We start from the raw sequence: 19,009 nt of genomic DNA on the forward strand, positions 1-19,009 counted from the left end.
TGTTGGGGGAGCCCCGCACCGTATGGTGCGGGGCTTTCCGCATTTCAGGACACTTTCCACTGCTACGGACCGGTCCCGCTCCAGAGCGCTGCGGAGCAGCGGCGGAAAATCCTCGTCGTGGTGAGCCCCCAGAGCGGTACGGTTCCCGGATTCCGTCAGGGCGAGGGAAGGAGCCGGGGCTGTGCACTACGAGGTCAGGGCCGTGCGGGCCGACGAATGGCGCCAGGTACGGGACCTCCGGCTGGCCGCGCTACGGGACCCGGTGGCGGACATCGCCTTCCTGGAGACCTACGAGACCGCCGCGGCCCAGCCCGACGCGTTCTGGCGGCAGCGGGCGGAAGGCGCTGCCGAAGGCTCCGACGGGGTCCGTCAGTTCGTCGCTCTGGGCGCAGGAGGCAGCTGGCTGGGATCGGTGACGGTGCTGGTGGAGCGGCACACCGACGACGTACGGTTCGGGGCGCCCGCCACGGTCGACCAGACGCACGTCGTGGGCGTCTTCGTACGGTCCGAAGCCCGCGCGAGCGGAGTGGCAGACGCGTTGTTCCGTGCGGCCCTGGGCTGGTCCTGGGCGCTGCCTGAGCCCGTCGTGCAGCGGGTACGGCTGTACGTCCACGAGCGCAACGACCGCGCGGCGGCCTTCTACCGGAGGGCAGGCTTCGTGCCGAGCGGGGGAACGGTGTTGCTCGACGGGGACCCAGCGTCACGCCAGGTGGAGTACGTGGTGCCGCGGCCCCCGGAGGCCTGACCCTGCCCGACTGGTGAGTGCGGGCCTCTCGGGCCTGCCGGTCGACTCAGGCGCCCGATGCGAGGTCCCGAGCCGGTCGGCGCTGCAGACTGTCCGCCGCCGGCCGGGGCAACAGGGCGCGGGCCTCGCCGGGTTGCCGGGCCGCACAGGAGAGGGCCAGGTCCTCCCGCCCGTCCAGGCCGCCCAGCCCGGATCGGGGGCGGTCGGTCCTCCCGCCCGTCCAGGCTGAACGGCCCGGCACGGGGGCGGTCCGGGACAACCGGCTGCCCGACCTGGGGCTACGGGCTGCGCCGGTCCGGTACGGGCGCCCGTCCCACCGGGGTTCCGCGCTGGAGCCGGCGGTGACGGGCCTCAGCGGTCTGCGGCAGTGAGGGGCCGGGGCCAGTGGGCGCGGGCCTGCTCCGGGGAGCGGAGCAGGGCGAGCGTCGGGAGGCCCAGGTCGTGGCCGGTGGCCAGTAGCCCGGGGAGGTGCGGCAGAGGCGCGACCGCGGCCACGTCCTCCAGCACCAGCGTGAGTGGTGGGTCGAGCCGACCGTCGGATGACCGTGCGGCCATGCGGCGGCCGTGCTCGACCACGTGCGCGGCGAGCGCCGTGAGGAGCGGCATGGCCCCCGGGTCCCTGCGGGGGTCCTCGATCGGTTCGCCCACCAAGTAAAGGGTGCCCGCCTCGCGGATGAATGATTCCAAGGTCAGCGCATCAGTTCGATGAGGTGTGCAGGCGTCCCGGAGGTGCACCGAGGCGAGTGCGGACAGGGCGCGGGCGGTGAGTGCCCGGGCGGCGTCGCGGCGCTCGGGGTGGGCGGTGAGCGCGGACTCCAGAAGCCCCGCGTGGCTATGGGTCGCCTTGGGGTGGGTGCGGAGGATCCGTACCGGCTCGTGGGCGGTGCTGTGCTGGTGGGCCCAGCGGTGGACCTGCTTGAACGGTCGGCCGTCGACGGCGGCGGCGTGCAGCCAGCAGCGCAGCAGGGTCTCGGCGGTGTCGGCCACGGCGGCGTCGATACGGGCGCGGGGCCGTACCGGGGCGAGGAGGGCGGTTGCGCGGGCGGCGGCCTCGGCGGTGTCCTCGCAGCCGCTCACGGGGGACCAGCGCAGGCGGCTGGGACTGTCGCACAGGTGCCCGGGGTCGTACAGGAGGACCGGGCCCAGCTTCGCGCGGGCGTCCTTGCTGTCCGCCCAGACGGAGGGGTCGGAGGTGACGACGAGAACCGGTCCTGCGGCCTCGCGCACGGCCCGGAGGGCGCTGGGGCGGCGGATCCCGCGGTCGCCGTACAGCAGGCCGGGCACGGGTGTGCCGGTGGGGGGCTCGTGGTCGGACAGCGGGTGGGTGCGGGCCCGCGGAGGGGGGACCGGGCCGGGGGACGGGGCGGTGCCTGCCGGGTGCCGGGGCGCGGAGTCAGGGGACGCGGGGGAGCGGTCCCCGTGCTCTCGGAGCGCGGGCTCCTGGTCTGCCGGCTCCGGGGCGGCGGACTCTCCTACCGAGGGATGCCGGGCCGGGTGGTCGTGGGCCGCGCGGTCGTGGGTTCGGGGGTCGCCGGCCCGGCGCGGGTGACCGTGGTGGCTTGGGGCCGCGTGGTCGTGGGTGCGGGGCTTCGGGCGTCTGTCGTTCCGGGTTCCGTGGCCCGGGGTTTCGTGGTCGCGGGCTGGGTGTTTCCGGAGTCCCGGCGGTCGGCCCCGGGTGTGCGGGGGTGCGGGCGGGTCGGGGTGCCCGTACTCCTGCGGCCGCGGGGACTGGTCGCTGTGTCGTCGGCGGGCGGCGGCCCGTACCGCGCGCCGGCGGGCGAGAGTGCCGAGGACGAAGACGGCGAGGACCACCAGGACGAGGAACTCGCTGACGAGGACGCCCCAGAAGACGCCGTGGCTCGCGAGGTCGCCGGGCGGGGTGGCCGGCCACGCCGCTGCGAGGTCACGGGGGTCGGTGAGCAGGGACCGCATGGCCGGGGGTGTCCGGGTGAAGGTGACGCCGGACGGCCAGGCGCCGTGGGAGAAGAGGGCGCTGAGGCCGGTCGCGGTCCACACGAGGAGGGTCGCGCCGAGGAGGACGCCCAGGGCGCTGACGAGAAGGCCGTCGGGGATGCCCCGCTCGCCCCCCGGCCCCGTGCCGGGGCCGGGGGCGGGGGGCAGGGTGCCGCGCGCCACGTCAGGCCACCGTGGACTCGGGGCTGTGCAGGTGCTGCTCCATGAGGGCGGCTCGCTGCTCCGTCTCCCACTCGGCGGCCTTGATGGCGTCCGGTGGCTCCTCGGAGGAGGACTCGGTCATGGCGCGGTCGGTGTAGACGAGGGGTCGTTCGGTTTCGGTGACGAGGTGTTTGACGACCTGGACGTTGCCGTTGACGTCCCACACGGCGATGCCCGGCGTGAGTGTGGGAATGATCTCCACGGCCCATCGGGGCAGGCCGAGGACGCGGCCCGTGGCGCGGGCCTCGTCGGCTTTCTGGGCGTAGATGGTGCGAGTGGAGGCCATCTTGAGGATGGCGGCGGCCTCGCGGGCGGCGGCGCCGTCGACGACGTCGCTGAGGTGGTGGACGACGGCGACGAAGGACAGGCCGAGACGGCGTCCGAACTTCAGCAGGCGCTGGAAGAGCTGGGCGACGAACGGGCTGTTGATGATGTGCCAGGCCTCCTCGACGAGGAAGATGCGCTTCTTCCGGTCGGGGCGGATCCAGGTGTGTTCGAGCCAGACGCCGACGATCGCCATGAGGATGGGCATGGCGATGGAGTTGCGGTCGATGTGGGACAGGTCGAAGACGATGAGGGGCGCGTCGAGGTCGATGCCGACGGTGGTCGGGCCGTCGAACATGCCGCGCAGGTCACCGTCCACGAGCCGGTCGAGGACGAGCGCGACGTCGAGGCCCCAGGCCCGTACGTCGTCTATGTCGACGTTCATCGCCTCCGCGGACTCCGGCTCGGGGTGGCGGAGCTGCTCGACGATGTCGGTGAGGACGGGCTGCCGGTCGGTGATGGTCTCGTTGACGTAGGAGTGGGCGACCTTCAGGGCGAACCCGGCGCGTTCGTCCAGGCCGTGGCCCATCGCGACCTCGATGATCGTGCGGAGCAGCGCCAGCTGGCCCGTGGTGGTGATCGCCGGGTCGAGAGGGTTGAGGCGGATGCCGTCGTCGAGGGCGGCCATGGGGTCGAGGCGGATGGGCGTTATCCCCAACTCCTCCGCGATGAGGTTCCATTCGCCGACGCCGTCCTCGCCCTGGGCGTCGAGGACGACGACCTGGCGGTCGCGGAAGCGGAGCTGGCGGAGCACGTACGTCTTCTCCAGCGCGGACTTGCCGTTGCCGGACTCGCCGAGGACGAGCCAGTGCGGGGCGGGGAGCTGCTGCCCGTACAGCTGGAACGGGTCGTAGATGTATCCCTTGCCGCTGTAGACCTCGCGGCCGATGATGACGCCGGAGTCACCGAGGCCGGGGGCGGCGGTGGGCAGGTAGACGGCCTGGGCCTGCCCGGTCGAGGTGCGGACGGGCAGCCTGGTGGTCTCCACCTTCCCGAAGAGGAAGGAGGTGAAGGCGTCGGTGAGGACGGACAGCGGATCACGCATCATCAGGCCCCTATCGTCCTATCGTCGTCGTGGTCTCGTCCATGCCGCCCGGGTGGGTGTTCCTGGGTGGTGCGCCGCCGGGTGGGTCCGGCGGGTGGTTGTCGGGTGGGTCTGTCGGTTGCTTCTGCGGGGTGTGTGCGGCGGGTGGTGCGTGGGCCGGGCCCGCGGGGGGCCCGCTGCCGGAGGGCGTGCCGGGTGTGGTCTGCCGCGGGGCGCCCCGCCTGGTGGGGCGGTTCGGCCGTCTGCTCCGCCGGGCTGGCGCCCCGGGCGGGGCCGGTGGCGGCGCTAGCGGCGGATGCCGGTCGCGAACGGCAGGGTGTTCACGAAGGCCCGGTGGTGTTCGCGGTCGCACCACTCCAGCTTCAGATACGACTTGCCGGCCGACGCCCGGATCGTCCGTTTGTCCCGGGCGAGTGCCTCGGGCGAGCGGGACGACACGGTGATGTACCCGACGAGGTTCACTCCTGCCGCGCCGCTGGCGAGATCTTCACCCCGTTGGTCGAGCCGCCCGTGGGCCGCGATGTCGCGGGGGTCCACGGTGCGGTTCATCTTGGCGGCGCGGCTCGCCTCGGCCTCGTCGTTCGTCTTCTCGGTGAGCATGCGCTCGATGGCGATCTCGGTGGGTTCGAGGTCCATCGTGACGGCGACGGTGCGGATGACGTCGGGGGTGTGGACGAGGAGCGGGGCCAGGAAGTTCACGCCGACGGGCGTCATGGGCCACTCCTTGACCCAGGCGGTGGCGTGGCACCAGGGGGCGCGGGTGGTGGACTCGCGGGTCTTGGCCTGGAGGTGGGTGGGTTCGACGGCGTCCAGCTCGGCGGGCCAGGCGTTGCGTTTCGTCATGGCCTGGATGTGGTCGATGGGGTGGTCCGGGTCGTACATCGAGTGGATGAGCGACGCGACGCGCGACTGGCCGAGGGGCTGCCGTACGCGGATGTCGGCTTCGGCGAGGCGGGCGCAGATGTCGGTCAGCTCGCGGGCCATGACGACGGCGAGGCCGGCGTCCTTGTCGAGCTTCTCGCGCCGGCCGCCGGAGGCGCGGCGGGCGGCCTGCGCGGCGCGGGCGATGGCGTGGGCCTCGGCGGCGAGCTCGCGGGTGTAGTGCATGCAGGCGACGAGGTAGGCGCGGTGCTGCTCGCTGGACGTGGACACCATGGACTGGAGCTGGTCGTAGGAGTCCAGCAGCCAGTGGGGTGCGTTCGGGTCGCCGCGCTGGGCGACGTCCTTGGCGTGGGCGTCGGGGTCGGCGGGCAGGGTGCGGGCCAGCATCTGCAGGCGGGTGACGAAGCCGTCGCCGTTGGCGACGTGCTTGAGGAGGGTGCCGAAACGGTCCACCAGGGCTTCCTGGTCCTCGCTGTCGCGCAGGCCGACGCCGGGGCCCTCGATCTCGATGGCGGCGGTGACGGTGCGGCGGTCGGCGTGGAGGAGGACGGCGATCTCGTCGGGGCCGAAGGGGGCGGCGAGCCAGTTGATGCGGCCGATGCCGGGTGGGGCGCCGATCTCGATCTCGCGGCCGTCGAGGCGCGTGCCGGCCTCCATGGCGCCCGAGCGGTACGTGGTGCCCTGGCGGAGGACCCGCTTGTAGCTGCGGTTGATCTCGTACCAGCGGTAGAACGTGCGGCCGCGGTACGGGACGTACACGGCGGCGAGGGCGAGGGCGGGGAAGCCCGCCAGCATGACGATGCGGAGGGAGAGGACGGGGACCAGGAGGCCGCTCATCATGCCGAGGAACGCCCCGAAGACGATGAGGGCGATCTCGCCCGTCTCGCGGTTCTTGCCGATGACGGCGTTGGGGCGGGCGCGGCCGATGAGGTACGTGCGGCGGGGCGTGATCGGATGGGACTGGGTCGTCACCGCCCTCCACCTCCTGATCCTGTGGTTCCTGTGGTGCCTGTGCCGCCGGTGTGGCGGGCTCCGGGGCTCCGACTGCTGTGCGGGGTGTTGGTGGCGGGGCTCGCGGCGCCGGGGGCGCTACGGGGCGGGGGTGCGGCGGAGGGGACAGTTCCGCCGCTGGCCCCGCCCCCGGTGGTGGCGGTGGAGGTGCGGCTGCTGTGGGCGGACATGCCGCCGCCCGCGGTGCCGGTGCCGGCCGCGGCGGGTGCCGGGGTCGCCTTCTGGTGGCTGCGGGTGCTGTGGGCCTTGATGCCCTGGGAGACGAGTGCGGCCGGGGAGGAGATCACGGCGGCCGCCTGCGCCCCGTCGGTGGCCTGCTTGCGGTTCGTACGGGCGGCGGCGATGTCGTCGCCGAAGCCGGGGACGAAGCGGTAGATCGCGGCCGACGCGAAGATGGCGAGCAGGATGATGGCGAGGCCGGACACGACGGCGGAGAACGCGTCGGGCCCGTCGCCGGAGGACAGGGCGCCCGCGAGGCCGAGGACGATCACGATGACCGGCTTCACCATGATCACCGCGATCATGATGCCGGCCCAGCGGCGGACGTGGCCCCACATGTTGCGGTCGACGAGTCCGGCGTAGACGACGGTGCCGAGCAGGGCGCCGACGTACAGCAGGGCGGCCCGGATGACGAGCTCCAGCCAGAGCACGCCCGCGGCGAGGATCGACACGAGGGCGACGATGATCAGCATGATGGGGCCGCCGCCGATGTCGTCACCCTTCTTGAGGGCTTCGGCGAACGACCCGAAGAACACGTCGGTCTGCCCGCCGGTGCCCGCGGCGATCACCTCGGTGACGCCGTCGGTGGCGGAGACGACGGTGTGCAGGATGAGCGGCGTGAACGCGGACGCCAGCACGGTGAGCCAGAGGAACCCCACGGCCTCCGACATGGCGGTGGTGAACGGCACGCCCCTGATGGCCCGCTTGGCGACGGCGAGAAGCCACAGGATGAGGGTGAGGATCGTGGAGGCGGCGAAGACGACGGCGTACTGCTTGAGGAACTCGTCGTTGGTGAAGTCGATGGCGGCGGTGCTCTCGACGGCTTCGCTGAGCTTGTCGACGGTCCAGGCAGCGGCGTCCGCGCAGCCGCGCGCGAGCGCGGACAGCGGGTCCAGGGCCTCCTGCGGCTGCAGGGGGTTCGTGGGGGTGGTGGCGGCGCCTTCGCCGTTGTCGCAGAGGTCGCGGGCCAGCCCGACGATCAGGTCGCAGGGGTTGCTGCTTCCGCTCGGTGACGGTGCAGGGGAGACGGGTGCTGTGGTGCCGGGGTTCGGTGTGGGAGTGGGTGCTGCGGTTGCCCTTGTGGGGAGCAGGACGAGAGTTAGCGGAGCCCCTGCCAGAACGGCGAGCAGCCGCCGCGTGCGCTGCTGCGGTTTACCGGGCATACGTGAAGCCTCCGTATCCGATGACCGCGTCGGCAATCTCGTCCGCTGTAGAAGCGCGATTGTCACCGCTGACCGGAGTGGGTCCTTCCTGCTGTGTGGAGGACTCGATCTTCCAGTCGCCGTCGACCCAGCGCAGATGCTGTGTCATGGTGAACCAGGTTTCGGTGACCGGCTTGGTGGAGCCTTCGCCGGCGAGACCGACCAGTCCGGTGCACCACACCTCCACCGTGGCCTTTCCGCCGCCCATCTCGGTCAGGCTCGTCCCGACCGGGATGGTCCTGGAGACGAAAGTGAGACCCTCGGGCGGGCTACCGTCCTCATTGAGGCCGACGTTAGTGAGGAAGGCGCCCGAGTAGGCATCGTCGAGCCTGGTCACCAAGGCGTCCGCCACACCCGGCGCGTGCACGGTGCGGATGATGGCACGGCGGCTCTCCCTCTGGAACATCCCGTCGGACCCGAGCGCCACCGCGTAGTTCGCCGCGGCGCTCTGGGCGCCCTGTTCGTCCTGGGGGTAGCCCGTGGGGATGGTGCCGGTCTTACCCGTGACCGGTTTGACGCCGGTGGCTGCGGTGGGCGCCGCCGCCGCGCCGTCGGTGCCGGTGGAGCGGCTGTCGCCGTCGCCGGTCCCGCCGTCCCGGTTCGCGAAGGCGATCGCCGCGATGAGCAGGACGACGACCCCCACCACGGTGACCAGTGAGCGTGAGGTGCGCTGCGGCCTGCGTGGGGTGTCGTTCTCCGGGAGTCGCGTGCGGGTGCGCGTCGTGGTGGTGTCCGCCTCTCCGGCCTGGCCGGGTCCGGCGCCGTACTCGTCGCCGAAGCTCATGACGGGTACGCCTCCTCGGACGACGTGTGTCGTACTGCTGACCGCGGGTACGCGATGGGGTGACTGGACATCAGGAGACGCATCCTCTGGTTGACCGGGCCTGCGGCCGGCGGCCGGCTCGGCGGGCTAGACGGCCATCCCGTACACGATGGTGAAGAGAGTTCCCAGTGACCCGATGATGAAGACGCCGGTCAGCCCGGCCACGATCAGGCCCTTGCCCTGTTCCGCGCTGAAGGTGTCGCGCAGCGCCGTCGCGCCGATGCGCTGCTTGGCGGCGCCCCAGATGGCGATGCCCAGACACAGCAGGATGGCCACCGCCATCACGATCTCGATCATCACCCGAGCCTGGTTGCCCAGCCCCCCGAAGGGCCCCCAATTCGGGGCGATTCCGCCAATGATGGTGGTGATGTCGCCCTTCTCGGCCGCAAGGTACATGTAACTCACCGCCCCTGTTCGGTAGTTCGACGCCCCGCCCGTTGGCATGGGTCATCAACTATCTTCGCTGATCGAACCGCCGACGCACGACGACTTGGCGGGTCTCTTTACCCGATTCCCGTACGCCTGACCGAGGCGCCGTCCTGACCTGCGGAGTCATTGGGGCGCCGGAGGGGTGCGGGTACGCGCATGGTGACTCTGTGTATCACGGGGCGTGACTCCGGGCAATGACCGTCGTTGGGCCCTATCCGGACCCCTTCTGTCGGGCGCAGACACGACGCCGCCGCCGGACGGGGTGTGTCCGGCGGCGGCGGGGTTTCGTGGTGGCCGCGTGTCAGAACTTGGTCTGACCCGTCTGGGTGAAGAGGAAGTACCCGAGCACGACGACCGCGACCGCGGTCAGTGCGATGACGGTGACGGCGGCGGCCGTTCCCCCGGCATCCCCGAGTCGGCCCACCTTGTTCCCCATGTGTCTCTCCTGTGGTGCTTGCCCGCCGTGGTCCCGGCTGGGGCGTGATGCGGCCGTTTGCGGCTGCATGCCACAGGGTAACGCAGTGGTCCAGACCAGTTGGCGGGGGTTGGGTGGAGGTGCGGAAAGGGGGGCGGTCGGCCGGAGGGGTCTGGGCGTCAGGGGCAACCTGATGGGGTGTCTGATCGTCTTCCCTGCAACAGGTGTTGCCCGGACGGTCGAGTGTCGCGACGTTCCAGCAGGTCAGACCCGCCCTCGACGTATGGGTGGAGGGCCTGTCGGGCGCCGGCCGCGACGTGAGATACCCAACAGGGCCCGCTGACCCGCCCCACCGTGCGGCGGGGACCGCATGGCGGTCGGAGCGCCTTGGGGGTGACTGCGGTATGGCTGGCAGTCGCCTACTGTGTTGGCTGAATGTACATCTGCGTACACCGAAAGTACATGCGTGATGCAGTCAGTCATGCGGTGCTGACGGGTGGTCACCGGCCGAGGTGGTCGAACTCCCCCGCACGGACCCCAGCGGCGAAGGCCGCCCACTGGGCGGCCGTCGTGGTGACGGCCGGCCCACCCCCTCCCGGGGTCCCGTACAGGCGCAGCGTCGTGCCGTCGGGTCCTGCCTCCGTGGTGGTGCCCTCGGGTGCCTGTCCGCGCTCTATCGCCGCGCGCCAGGCGCGCCAGGCGGCTGCGGGCAGGGTGAGCACGGTGCCGGAGGGGTCACTGCTCTCGGTGAGTCGTACGGAGCCACCGGGCGCGGGCGCGGCGTGTATGCAGGCGTCGCCTTCGGCGCAGTACGTCGACTTCTGCCAGGGGGCGTGGGCTGGCATGGGGTATCCCTTCAAAGGTGGCGCGCAATTCGGAGGATGTGGTCTCGGGACTCTTCCGGGGGTAGGGCCACGGCCTCCATGCGCATGAGAAGCAGTCTGTACCTCTCCAACTGCGCTTCGGCGTCGAGGAGGACGGGGCCATGAGACTGGTCGAGATGGACTGTGTCGAGCTGCCGTACCGGACCGCATGCGAAGGTCACGGACTGACCGGAGCCGGGGAAAGCTCCTACGTCGAAAGGGATCACGCGGACCGTGATGTGCGGATGCTCGCTCATCTCCAGGATGTGGCGTAGCTGAGCCCGAGCCACATCCGGGCCGCCGACCCGGATGCGAAGGGCTGCCTCGTGGATGACGGTCCGGTACGGCACCGGCTGCGCGCGGTGGAGGACGGCCTGGCGCTTGATCCGGTGCGACGTTCGGTGTTCGACCTCCGGCGGCGGCGCTTGTGGGATTCCTTGGCGGAAGATCTCCCGAGCGTGGTCCGGGATCTGGAGTAGCCCGGGGATGTGGGCGGTGTAGGCGGTGTGCAGGGCGGTCGCGTGGTGCTCCATCTCCGCGAGGTCCAGCAGGGCGTTCGGCAGGATGCCTCGATACTCCTCCCACCATCCTCGATGTCGTTGGGTGGCCATGTGGGCGAGGGCGTCGATGAGCGACGAATCCGTGCAGGAGTAGTGGTGGGCGAGGGTGCGAATGCGGTCGGAGCTCACTCCGAATCGGGCCGCCTCCATGTTGCTGATCTGTGCTTGCCGTATCCCGAGGAGACGACCCGCCTCGGTCACCGTCAGCCCTGCCCGCTCGCGGAGCTTGCGTAGCTCGGCGCCGAGCCGAAGTTTGCGTGCGGTCGGGGCCCCTCTCACTGGCACGTCTCCTTGCTTGTCACTCACACGAGTTGAATGCCCTATGAGTTCAGCGCTCTGTGCTGAATGTATTCAGCGAGCACGCTAGCGTGTGACGTAGGCCACCCGCCTGGAAGTGCACCGGCTGACGAGTCGGCAGAGCCACCGGGCACTCGTTCGGACGCAGCAACTCTCCACACGTTCCGGAGACTTCCATGTCCTTCACCGTATCGCCGCCGTGGGCGTACACCCTCCAGCTTCCGCAGGACCCGCGCGGGCCCGGCATCGCCCGCAGCATGCTGCGGACCGTGCTCGCCGCCCACGGCCTGCGCCCGCTCATCACCGTGGCCGAGCTGCTGGCGAGTGAGCTGGTCACCAACGCGTACCGCTACTCCGACGCCCCGTACACACTGACGCTCCGCGCGGTGGAGCCCGGACGGGTGCGGCTCGGGGTGTGGGACAGCAACCCGCTGATCCCGGCGCCGTTCCGTGGCGGGCCCGCCACCCCCGCGGGTGACACGGACGAACGGGGGCGCGGGCTGAGGCTGGTTCAGTCGTGTGCCGACAGCTTCGGGGCGTACCCCTTCGACACGGGGGGCGGCAAGTTGTTGTGGGTGGAGTGCGGGGGGCCAACGGCTATGTAGGGGAGGCGGAGGCGGCCGGGAGGGGGTGCACGGCCGCGTGGCCGTACGGGGCGGGGGCCGACGCAGACCGGAGCGGGGCCTCAGGCGTGGTTGAGCCAGAACAGCGCTCCGAGGACCACCAACACCGTCCCGGCTGCTGCGCCGCCGACGCCGGGACGCTCCCCCTACGGGCCGCACAGACGGCGAGCGCGAGCAGCGGCGGCAGCCAGCCCGCGGCGTAGCAGGCCCACCCCACCCGGACGGCGGTCTCCGTGCCCACGGCGTTGAAGGCCGTGAAGGCGGCGGCGGCGAACAGCGCGGGCGCCGCCCAGAGGTTCCGCAGGAGTGTGTCGCCCGCGGGGGCCGTCCGGCTCGCCCTCACGGTCGGCCCCCCGGGGTGGAGTCGCGGTGCACGGCCGCCCCCGCCCCTCCACCGGCGTGCGGGAAGAGCGCGGCGTGGTCGCTGCCCGCGTCCAGGGCCACGCCTGCCGGGGCGCCCAGCAGGGGTGCCACCTCGTCCAGCAGGTGGGCTCCGGGGAAGGTGCGGCAGCGCCAGGCGCGGGGCGCCTCGCCGCGGGCCCTGGCGAAGCGGGCGAGGGCGGCCTCGTCGGAGAAGGCGCAGATCCAGCGGACGCCGTCGTGGTCGGCCGTCCACAGGCCGCCGTCCGGCGTGGTCGGCACGAGCACGGGAGCGCGGCGGAACGCGGCGAGCGGGTCGGTGGGCGCGTGGCCCGCCGGGGAGGGCTCCGACGTGGGAACCGCAGTGGTGGCGGAGGGCGCGGGTGACGGGTGTGATGTGCGTGCTGCCGGAGACGGAGACGGAGACGGAGACGGAGACGGAGACGGAGACGGAGCCGGAGACGGAGACGGAACCGGAGACGGTGGCGGAGACGCGGACGGTGGCGGTGAGGGCGGTGGGTGCGGTGCGGCGAAGTCCGCCAGTCGTGAACGCCTCGTGGGGCCGTGCGTGGTCGCCGGCCCGTTCTGCTCCCCCTGGGTCGTCATGGGTCGGATCATCGTACGGACCCGGGGCCGGCCGCCAGCAGTGGCGCGGCGCGGCGGACGGAGACGTGCCCCGTGGCGCGGTGACCCCGCCCGTGCGGCGGTGGGCGCGTCCGTGTGGCGGCATGCGCTCCTGGTGCCACCTCCAGAAGTGACGGTGCGCCACCTAGACTGACGTTCGGTGGCCCCGTGAGAGGTGGGTGACGATGCGTAAGGCCTGGGTGTTCGGTCTGGTGGCCGTGGCGGCCTGCCTGAGTTTCGTCGCGCTGCTGGTCGTCGGGACGTACTCCGCGGCCGCCGGCATGTTCGGTGGCGGGCCCGCCCGCGGCGCCGTGGCACTGGCCAAGGGCGCCGTGCCCGCCGCCTACCAGGGGCTGGTGCAGCGGTGGGGGAACCTGTGCCCGGCCATCAACCCGGCGCTGCTCGCCGCGCAGTTGTACCAGGAGAGCGGATGGAACCCCCGGGCCGTCAGTCACGCCGACGCGCGCGGGATCGCGCAGTTCATCCCGGGCACCTGGGCCGCGCACGGCATCGACGGTGACGGGGACGGCGACCGGGACATCTGGGACCCCGCCGACGCCATCCCGTCGGCCGCCTCGTACGACTGTGAACTCGCCGGGTACGTGCGGAAGGTGCCGGGAGACCCCACGAACAACATGCTCGCCGCCTACAACGCCGGTGCGTACCGGGTCATCAAGTCGGGCGGGGTGCCACGGATCAGCGAGACGCAGAACTACGTGCGGATCATCCGGTCCCTGGAGAAGAGCTTCGCCAGGCCCGTGGGGCGCGTCGAGCCGTCCCGGCAGGCGGCCGGGGCCATCCACTACGCGCAGCAGCAGCTCGGCAAGCCGTACCTGTGGGGCGGTGAGGGGACGGCCGAGGACGGCGGGCGGTTCGACTGCTCGGGCCTCACCCAGGCGGCGTACCGGACCGTGGGCATCGAGCTGCCGCGCGTCGCCAACGACCAGTACAACGCCGGGCCGCATCCGAGCAGGGACGAACTGCTGCCGGGAGACCTGGTGTTCTTCTCCGACGACCTCACCGACTCCCGGGCCATCCGGCACGTCGGCATCTACGTCGGCGGCGGCTACATGATCAATGCGCCCTACACTGGCGCCGTCATCCGCTTCGACAAGATCGACACCCCCGACTACTTCGGGGCCACCAGGGTCACCGAAGACGGCGCGCGGGCCCTGCCCCGGCGGGACGCCTGACGGCCGTCACTCTTCGATAACGTCCTGGTGATCGTTCCGTGGAGAGTGGAACGTCCGCCTCAGGGGCGTCGTTCCCTGGACTGACACCGACCGCACCGCAGCAGCACGAGGCAAGGGGCCGCAGCAGATGGTGGCTGGACTCGCATCCAACGGCTCGAACCCCGACGTCGGCCTGCTCTACGACATCAACGGGCTCGCCAAGGCGGCCCCCGCCTGGCTCGACCGCGTCATGGAGTTCGTGGGGGAGTACGGCATCCTGCTCGCCCTCGTCCTGACGGTGCTGTGGTGCTGGGGCAGTGTGCGCCGCAGGGGGTCCCTGGAGGAGTCCGTCGGCGGGGTCGCGGGCACCCTGTGGGCGCCGCTGGCCGCCTCGGTCGCCGTGCTCGTCAACATCCCGATCCGCGGGTTCGTGGAACGGCCCCGGCCGTTCCGCGACCACGACGGGCTGGACGTGCTGGTCGACGGGAAGACCGACTTCTCCTTCGTCAGCGACCACGCCACCGTCGCCATGGCGCTCGGCGTCGGGCTCTTCCTGGTCCACAAGCGGATCGGGCTCACCGCCATCGGGCTGGCCCTGGCCGAGGGGTTCTGCCGGGTCTATATGGGCGTGCACTACCCGACCGACGTGGTCGGCGGGTTCGCGCTGGGCACGGCCGTCGCCCTGCTGCTCGCCCCCGTCGCGCTGGCCCTGCTCACACCGCTGTGCGGAGCGGTGGCGCGGGCGCCCCGGGTCGGCCGGCTCGTGCGGTCACGGCGCGCCGGCGGCGCCGGGCGGGCGCACCACGCGCTGGACCTGCACGAGACGCGGGCCGAGGCCGAGAGCGATCTCGCGGCCTAGCCCGCGGTGCCTGCGGGTGCGTCAGGAGCCCGCACGGGTACAGGTGGTGACCTGGCGGCGCCGATCGCGGGGCACCCTCCTCGTGGCGGGCGAGGAGGCGGTCGTGGTCGCCGCACCCGACGCGTGCGGCCACCAGGGCTGTCCGCGGGCGGCGCGGCCGGTTCCGGTGGGGTGTGCGGTGCCGCCGGGGCGGCGGCGTAGGGCGCGGGGATCCGGGGCCGCGGGGAGACGGCGGCTCGTGGCCGGGGCCGCGCGGGCCCGGCCGTCACCGCGGTGGCAGCGGGTGGGGCGGCGGCGAGCGTGGCCGGGAGAGGGGTGTGCGGTGCCGGTACCCGGCGTCACTGCCGCACGGCGGCGCCGTCCCGGGGGGCCGGCGCCGCCGCATGGGCGGCCGCGTCGGTGCGGGCCCGGTCCCGGGAACGCCTGGCCGGGCCGGACCAGCCGCAGTCGCAGCAGGCGAGGCAGAAGGATCCGCGTTCGGTGGTGGTCGTCCGGTGCGCGGGCGGCGCGTCCTGCGGGTGCACACCCCAAAGGTACTCGTGTTCCCCGGGCGTGACGGGTGGCCGCAGTGGTCGTTATGCGGGGCGGGCGGGGGTCTCGGACGGAGCGGCGGAAGCGCAGTGGCGACCCTTTGGGGGTAGGCGGGCGATGGTGGTGCGGAAACGGGAGCGCGGGGGCGGTGCCTGCGCCGTCGCCGCCGTGGCGGTGATGGCCGCGGGCGGCGGGCTCACCGGATGCTCCGGGGCGGTCGACGCCGGACCGGCCGCGGCCGGCCGGGGCAGTACGGCGGCGCAGGCGGTGGCGCTGGGCGCGCGGGAGGCCGCGGGGGCGGTGCGCGGGGCGCCGGACGTGTTGGAGCGGGCCGGTACGGCGCGGGCCAGCACGTTCCTGGAGACGGCGACCGGTGGCACGCGGCTGGTCATCGAGGGCGCCGGCGGCTATGACTTCCGCACCTCGCGGGGGCGGCTGCGGGTCGTGGTGCCGGAGCCGGGTGCGGCGTCCAGCGGGCGGAAGCCGATCACCGAGCTGTTCACGCCGGGCGCGCTGTACATGAAGGACCGGGGCGCGGGTGTCCCCGCCGACAAGTGGGTGCGCATCGACACCGCGGCCCTCGCCGACGGCAACCTCGTCACGGGCGGCGCCACCGACCCGGGCGCCGCCGCGGAACTGCTGCGGGCGGCGCGGCACGTGGCGTTCGTGGGGCCGGCAGAGGTCGACGGCGTGGCGGTCGGCCACTACCGCGGCACGACGGACCTCGGGGACGCGGCGGAGGCGGCGCCGCCGCGGATGCGGGGCGCCCTGACGGCCGCGGCGAACGGGTTCGCGACGGACGCGGTACCGTTCGACGCCTACCTGGACGCGGAGGGCCGGCTGCGGAAGGTGCGGCACCGCTTCAGCTTCGTGAACGCGGGGCGGGAGGTGGACGTGGCGTCCACGACGGTGCTGTACGGGTTCGGTGAACCCGTCGAGGTCCGGCTCCCGCCGCGGCGGGACATCTACGACGGCACGGTCGAGGGCTGAGGCCACGCGGAGGGCCGGCGTGGGCGCGCCCCGGCGCACGGGGGCGCGGGCGGGGGGACGATCGGGTGGTCCCGGAATGGTCCGGACGTGTCATGCGCGGCGGGTGGTGCGCTCCCTACGCTCGAATCCGGCAGTGGCTGACAGCTGGAGGTGACCCGCCCGTGGCGACGCTCAGCACGACGACCGTCCAGGACCACGTCGCCCTCTCCGAGATCGAACTGTGCGGCGAGCTGATGATCGCGGCGTCCGCGACGGAGGGGGAGCGGTTGAGCGCCGACCGGATCGACGAGGTGCTGAAGGTGACGCCGGGCGGGGGCGACGGCTGACCGCCGGACGTGTCGGCAGTGACGGCAGTGACGGACGGGCCCCGAGGGCGGGGCGAGCGATGGTTTTGCGTCATCTTCGTGCCCGGCGGCGGGTGGCCGCCAGGTGGACGGCGGGCGTCAGGTGCGCATCATGCGGGCGATGGCCTTGGTGGCCTCCTCGACCTTCGCGTCGATCTCGTCGCCGCCCTTGAGCGCCGCCGAGGCGACGCAGTGACGCAGGTGCTCCTCCAGCAGCTGGAGGGCGAACGACTGCAGGGCCTTCGTGGAGGCGGAGACCTGGGTCAGTATGTCGATGCAGTAGACGTCCTCGTCGACCATCCGCTGCAGGCCGCGGATCTGCCCCTCGATCCTGCGCAGGCGCTTGAGGTGCTCGTCCTTCTGGTGGTGGTAGCCGTGCACCCCGTGATCGTCCTCACCCCGGGAGCCGTCCCGCGCGGGGGCCCCGTCCGTGACCGGAAGGCCGGCCGCCTCGGTGGTCGTCATCTCGTCCTCCCGTTGTCCCGAAAGGGCCCATATACCCCTCGTGGGTATATGGTACCGATCCTCGCCGGATCGTGCGGGGCCGGTTCAGTTCTCCCTGCCTCATGGGCGACACTGAGGAACGCCGCTTAGCCGTGGCCGGATGATGCGCCTAGCATCAGCCTGACCGACTTCCATGCACCCGAGGGACACCACGTGCGCTTCCGTCTGACCCCCAGGGAGACGAGCTTCTACGACATGTTCGCCGCGTCCGCGGACAACATCGTCACCGGTGCGAAGCTCCTCATGGAACTGCTCGGAGCTGACGCGTCGGCGCGGGCCGACATCGCCGAGCGCATGCGGGCGGCGGAGCACGCGGGGGACGACGCCACCCACGCGATCTTCCACCAGCTGAACTCCTCCTTCATCACGCCGTTCGACCGTGAGGACATCTACGCCCTCGCGTCGTCGCTCGACGACATCATGGACTTCATGGAGGAGGCCGTCGACCTCGTCGTCCTCTACAACATCGAGGAACTGCCCAAGGGCGTCGAGCAGCAGATCGAGGTGCTGGCGCGGGCGGCGGAACTCACGGCGGAGGCCATGCCGCACCTGCGGACCATGGAGGACCTCACCGAGTACTGGATCGAGGTCAACCGGCTGGAGAACCAGGCGGACCAGATCCACCGCAAGCTGCTGGCGCACCTGTTCAACGGCAAGTACGACGCCATCGAGGTGCTGAAGCTCAAGCAGATCGTGGATGTCCTGGAGGAGGCGGCGGACGCCTTCGAGCACGTGGCGAACACGGTGGAGACCATCGCCGTCAAGGAGTCCTGAGCCCGCTGTGGACACGTTTGCGCTGGTCGTGACCGTCGGGGTCGCGCTCTTCTTCACGTACACCAACGGCTTCCACGACTCGGCGAACGCCATCGCCACGTCGGTGTCCACCCGGGCCCTGACGCCGCGGGCGGCGCTGCTGATGGCGGCTGTCATGAACCTTGCCGGCGCCTTCCTCGGCAGCGGGGTCGCCAAGACGGTCAGCGAGGGTCTCATCGAGACCCCGCACGGCGACAAGGGCATGGGCATCCTCTTCGCGGCGCTGGTCGGCGCGATCACCTGGAACCTGGTCACCTGGTACTTCGGGCTGCCGTCCTCCTCGTCGCACGCGCTGTTCGGCGGCATGGTGGGCGCGGCCCTGGCGGGCGGGACGGAGGTGATCTGGTCCGGGGTGCTGGAGAAGATCGTCATCCCGATGTTCCTGTCGCCGCTCGTCGGCCTGCTGGTCGGCTACCTGGTGATGGCCGCCATCATGTGGATCTTCCGCAACGCGGGACCGCACCGGACCAAGCGGGGCTTCCGCATCGCGCAGACCGTGTCGGCGGCGGGCATGGCGCTCGGCCACGGCCTGCAGGACGCGCAGAAGACGATGGGCATCGTGGTGCTGGCCCTCGTCATCGCGGACGTGGAGCAGTCCGGCGACCCCATCCCGCTGTGGGTGAAGGTGTCGAGCGCGGTGATGCTGTCGCTCGGCACGTACGCGGGCGGCTGGCGGATCATGCGGACGCTGGGGCGACGCATCATCGAACTGGACCCGCCGCAGGGGTTCGCCGCCGAGACGACGGCGGCGTCCGTGATGTACACGGCGTCGTTCATGTTCCACGCCCCCATCTCGACCACGCACGTCATCACCTCCGCGATCATGGGTGTGGGTGCGACGAAGCGGGTCAACGCGGTGCGCTGGGGGGTCGCCAAGAACATCGTGCTGGGCTGGTTCATCACCATGCCCGCCGCCGCGCTGGTCGCGGCGCTCAGCTTCTTCGCGGTGAACCTGCTGTTCGGCTGACCCCCGGTGGGTGTCGTCCACCACCGTTCACCACCGTCCGCAGCCCGCCGGCACCCGCCAGGCGGGCTGCGGTGCTTTCCGGTGCGCCACCGGTGGTGTGTGCGCCGGCGGGGTGCGACCGTACGGGGGCTGCGGGCGGGCGCGCCGGGCGGCGGGGCGTACGAGGTACGAGCCGGGGCCGGGCGGCGGGTGGACGAGCCGGGGCCGGGCACGCCGGCGGGCCGTACCGGGC

Annotated in this window: 20 protein-coding genes; 8 read left to right on the forward strand and 12 right to left on the reverse strand. The window is 72.2% G+C overall.

All coding sequences use genetic code 11. The features are described from left to right. The first annotated feature begins 181 nt into the window (after window positions 1-181). Entirely contained in the window at window positions 182-745 is a 564-nt protein-coding gene (locus BJP40_RS22190; RefSeq protein WP_071281835.1) for a GNAT family N-acetyltransferase, read from the forward strand. 351 nt (window positions 746-1,096) lie between these two features. On the opposite strand, the gene BJP40_RS22195 is transcribed toward BJP40_RS22190, so the two are convergent. The 9 genes from BJP40_RS22195 to BJP40_RS22230 form a co-directional block, all read right to left on the reverse strand. Next, on the reverse strand, window positions 1,097-2,881 hold the full coding sequence (locus tag BJP40_RS22195) for a type VI secretion protein (protein ID WP_226962591.1): 1,785 nt from the start codon (window positions 2,879-2,881) through the stop codon (window positions 1,097-1,099). A 1-nt stretch (window position 2,882) separates the two neighbouring features. Then, a complete protein-coding gene (locus BJP40_RS22200; protein WP_071270917.1) occupies window positions 2,883-4,289 on the reverse strand; it encodes an ATP-binding protein in 1,407 nt (468 codons plus the stop codon). Between the two features lie 285 nt (window positions 4,290-4,574). Then, window positions 4,575-6,143, reverse strand: a complete 1,569-nt coding sequence (locus tag BJP40_RS22205; protein ID WP_071281837.1) for an SCO6880 family protein — start codon at window positions 6,141-6,143, stop codon at window positions 4,575-4,577. Then, entirely contained in the window at window positions 6,140-7,564 is a 1,425-nt protein-coding gene (locus BJP40_RS22210; protein ID WP_071281839.1) for a hypothetical protein, read from the reverse strand. Before BJP40_RS22210 ends, BJP40_RS22205 begins: the two co-directional genes overlap by 4 nt. Then, on the reverse strand, window positions 7,554-8,387 hold the full coding sequence (locus BJP40_RS22215; RefSeq protein WP_071281841.1) for a hypothetical protein: 834 nt from the start codon (window positions 8,385-8,387) through the stop codon (window positions 7,554-7,556). Before BJP40_RS22215 ends, BJP40_RS22210 begins: the two co-directional genes overlap by 11 nt. 126 nt (window positions 8,388-8,513) lie before the next feature. After that, entirely contained in the window at window positions 8,514-8,822 is a 309-nt protein-coding gene (locus tag BJP40_RS22220; protein WP_010474953.1) for a hypothetical protein, read from the reverse strand. Window positions 8,823-9,156: 334 nt separating this feature from the next. Then, on the reverse strand, window positions 9,157-9,291 hold the full coding sequence (locus BJP40_RS35830) for a hypothetical protein (RefSeq protein ID WP_256220800.1): 135 nt from the start codon (window positions 9,289-9,291) through the stop codon (window positions 9,157-9,159). A 479-nt stretch (window positions 9,292-9,770) separates the two neighbouring features. Continuing rightward, window positions 9,771-10,115: a DUF397 domain-containing protein gene (locus BJP40_RS22225; protein WP_071272666.1), complete on the reverse strand. Its 345-nt coding sequence runs from the start codon at window positions 10,113-10,115 to the stop codon at window positions 9,771-9,773. A gap of 11 nt (window positions 10,116-10,126) precedes the next feature. Next, a complete protein-coding gene (locus tag BJP40_RS22230) occupies window positions 10,127-10,978 on the reverse strand; it encodes a helix-turn-helix transcriptional regulator (RefSeq protein ID WP_107408088.1) in 852 nt (283 codons plus the stop codon). 188 nt (window positions 10,979-11,166) lie between these two features. On the opposite strand from BJP40_RS22230, the gene BJP40_RS22235 reads away from it, so the two are divergent. Further along, complete coding sequence (locus BJP40_RS22235; protein WP_071281843.1) at window positions 11,167-11,595, forward strand: ATP-binding protein; 429 nt, start codon at window positions 11,167-11,169, stop codon at window positions 11,593-11,595. A gap of 357 nt (window positions 11,596-11,952) precedes the next feature. Here BJP40_RS22235 and BJP40_RS36385 read toward each other — a convergent pair whose 3' ends face one another. After that, window positions 11,953-12,591: an SseB family protein gene (locus BJP40_RS36385; protein WP_371258681.1), complete on the reverse strand. Its 639-nt coding sequence runs from the start codon at window positions 12,589-12,591 to the stop codon at window positions 11,953-11,955. A gap of 191 nt (window positions 12,592-12,782) precedes the next feature. On the opposite strand from BJP40_RS36385, the gene BJP40_RS22255 reads away from it, so the two are divergent. Both BJP40_RS22255 and BJP40_RS22260 read left to right on the forward strand, forming a co-directional pair. Further along, the gene (locus BJP40_RS22255) at window positions 12,783-13,790 is read left to right on the forward strand and encodes a bifunctional lytic transglycosylase/C40 family peptidase (RefSeq protein WP_071271665.1); all 1,008 of its coding nucleotides are present in this window, start codon (window positions 12,783-12,785) and stop codon (window positions 13,788-13,790) included. Window positions 13,791-13,920: 130 nt separating this feature from the next. Beyond that, on the forward strand, window positions 13,921-14,628 hold the full coding sequence (locus BJP40_RS22260; RefSeq protein WP_071281854.1) for a phosphatase PAP2 family protein: 708 nt from the start codon (window positions 13,921-13,923) through the stop codon (window positions 14,626-14,628). Window positions 14,629-14,966: 338 nt separating this feature from the next. Here BJP40_RS22260 and BJP40_RS22265 read toward each other — a convergent pair whose 3' ends face one another. After that, window positions 14,967-15,152, reverse strand: a complete 186-nt coding sequence (locus tag BJP40_RS22265; RefSeq protein WP_071281849.1) for a hypothetical protein — start codon at window positions 15,150-15,152, stop codon at window positions 14,967-14,969. A gap of 124 nt (window positions 15,153-15,276) precedes the next feature. On the opposite strand from BJP40_RS22265, the gene BJP40_RS22270 reads away from it, so the two are divergent. Both BJP40_RS22270 and BJP40_RS34475 read left to right on the forward strand, forming a co-directional pair. Then, window positions 15,277-16,149: a hypothetical protein gene (locus tag BJP40_RS22270; RefSeq protein ID WP_071281851.1), complete on the forward strand. Its 873-nt coding sequence runs from the start codon at window positions 15,277-15,279 to the stop codon at window positions 16,147-16,149. A gap of 161 nt (window positions 16,150-16,310) precedes the next feature. Further along, a complete protein-coding gene (locus tag BJP40_RS34475) occupies window positions 16,311-16,475 on the forward strand; it encodes a hypothetical protein (RefSeq protein ID WP_177204444.1) in 165 nt (54 codons plus the stop codon). 117 nt (window positions 16,476-16,592) lie between these two features. Here BJP40_RS34475 and BJP40_RS22275 read toward each other — a convergent pair whose 3' ends face one another. Next, complete coding sequence (locus BJP40_RS22275) at window positions 16,593-16,958, reverse strand: metal-sensitive transcriptional regulator (RefSeq protein WP_071270977.1); 366 nt, start codon at window positions 16,956-16,958, stop codon at window positions 16,593-16,595. 192 nt (window positions 16,959-17,150) lie between these two features. Between BJP40_RS22275 and BJP40_RS22280 the strand changes: the two genes are divergently transcribed. Both BJP40_RS22280 and BJP40_RS22285 read left to right on the forward strand, forming a co-directional pair. Continuing rightward, complete coding sequence (locus BJP40_RS22280; protein WP_071270980.1) at window positions 17,151-17,771, forward strand: DUF47 domain-containing protein; 621 nt, start codon at window positions 17,151-17,153, stop codon at window positions 17,769-17,771. Between the two features lie 7 nt (window positions 17,772-17,778). Beyond that, window positions 17,779-18,777: an inorganic phosphate transporter gene (locus BJP40_RS22285; RefSeq protein ID WP_071270983.1), complete on the forward strand. Its 999-nt coding sequence runs from the start codon at window positions 17,779-17,781 to the stop codon at window positions 18,775-18,777. The last annotated feature ends 232 nt before the right edge of the window (window positions 18,778-19,009 follow it).

It is taken from the genome of Streptomyces sp. CC53, from assembly GCF_001865245.1.
In the GTDB taxonomy this organism is placed as follows: Bacteria; Actinomycetota; Actinomycetes; order Streptomycetales; family Streptomycetaceae; genus Streptomyces.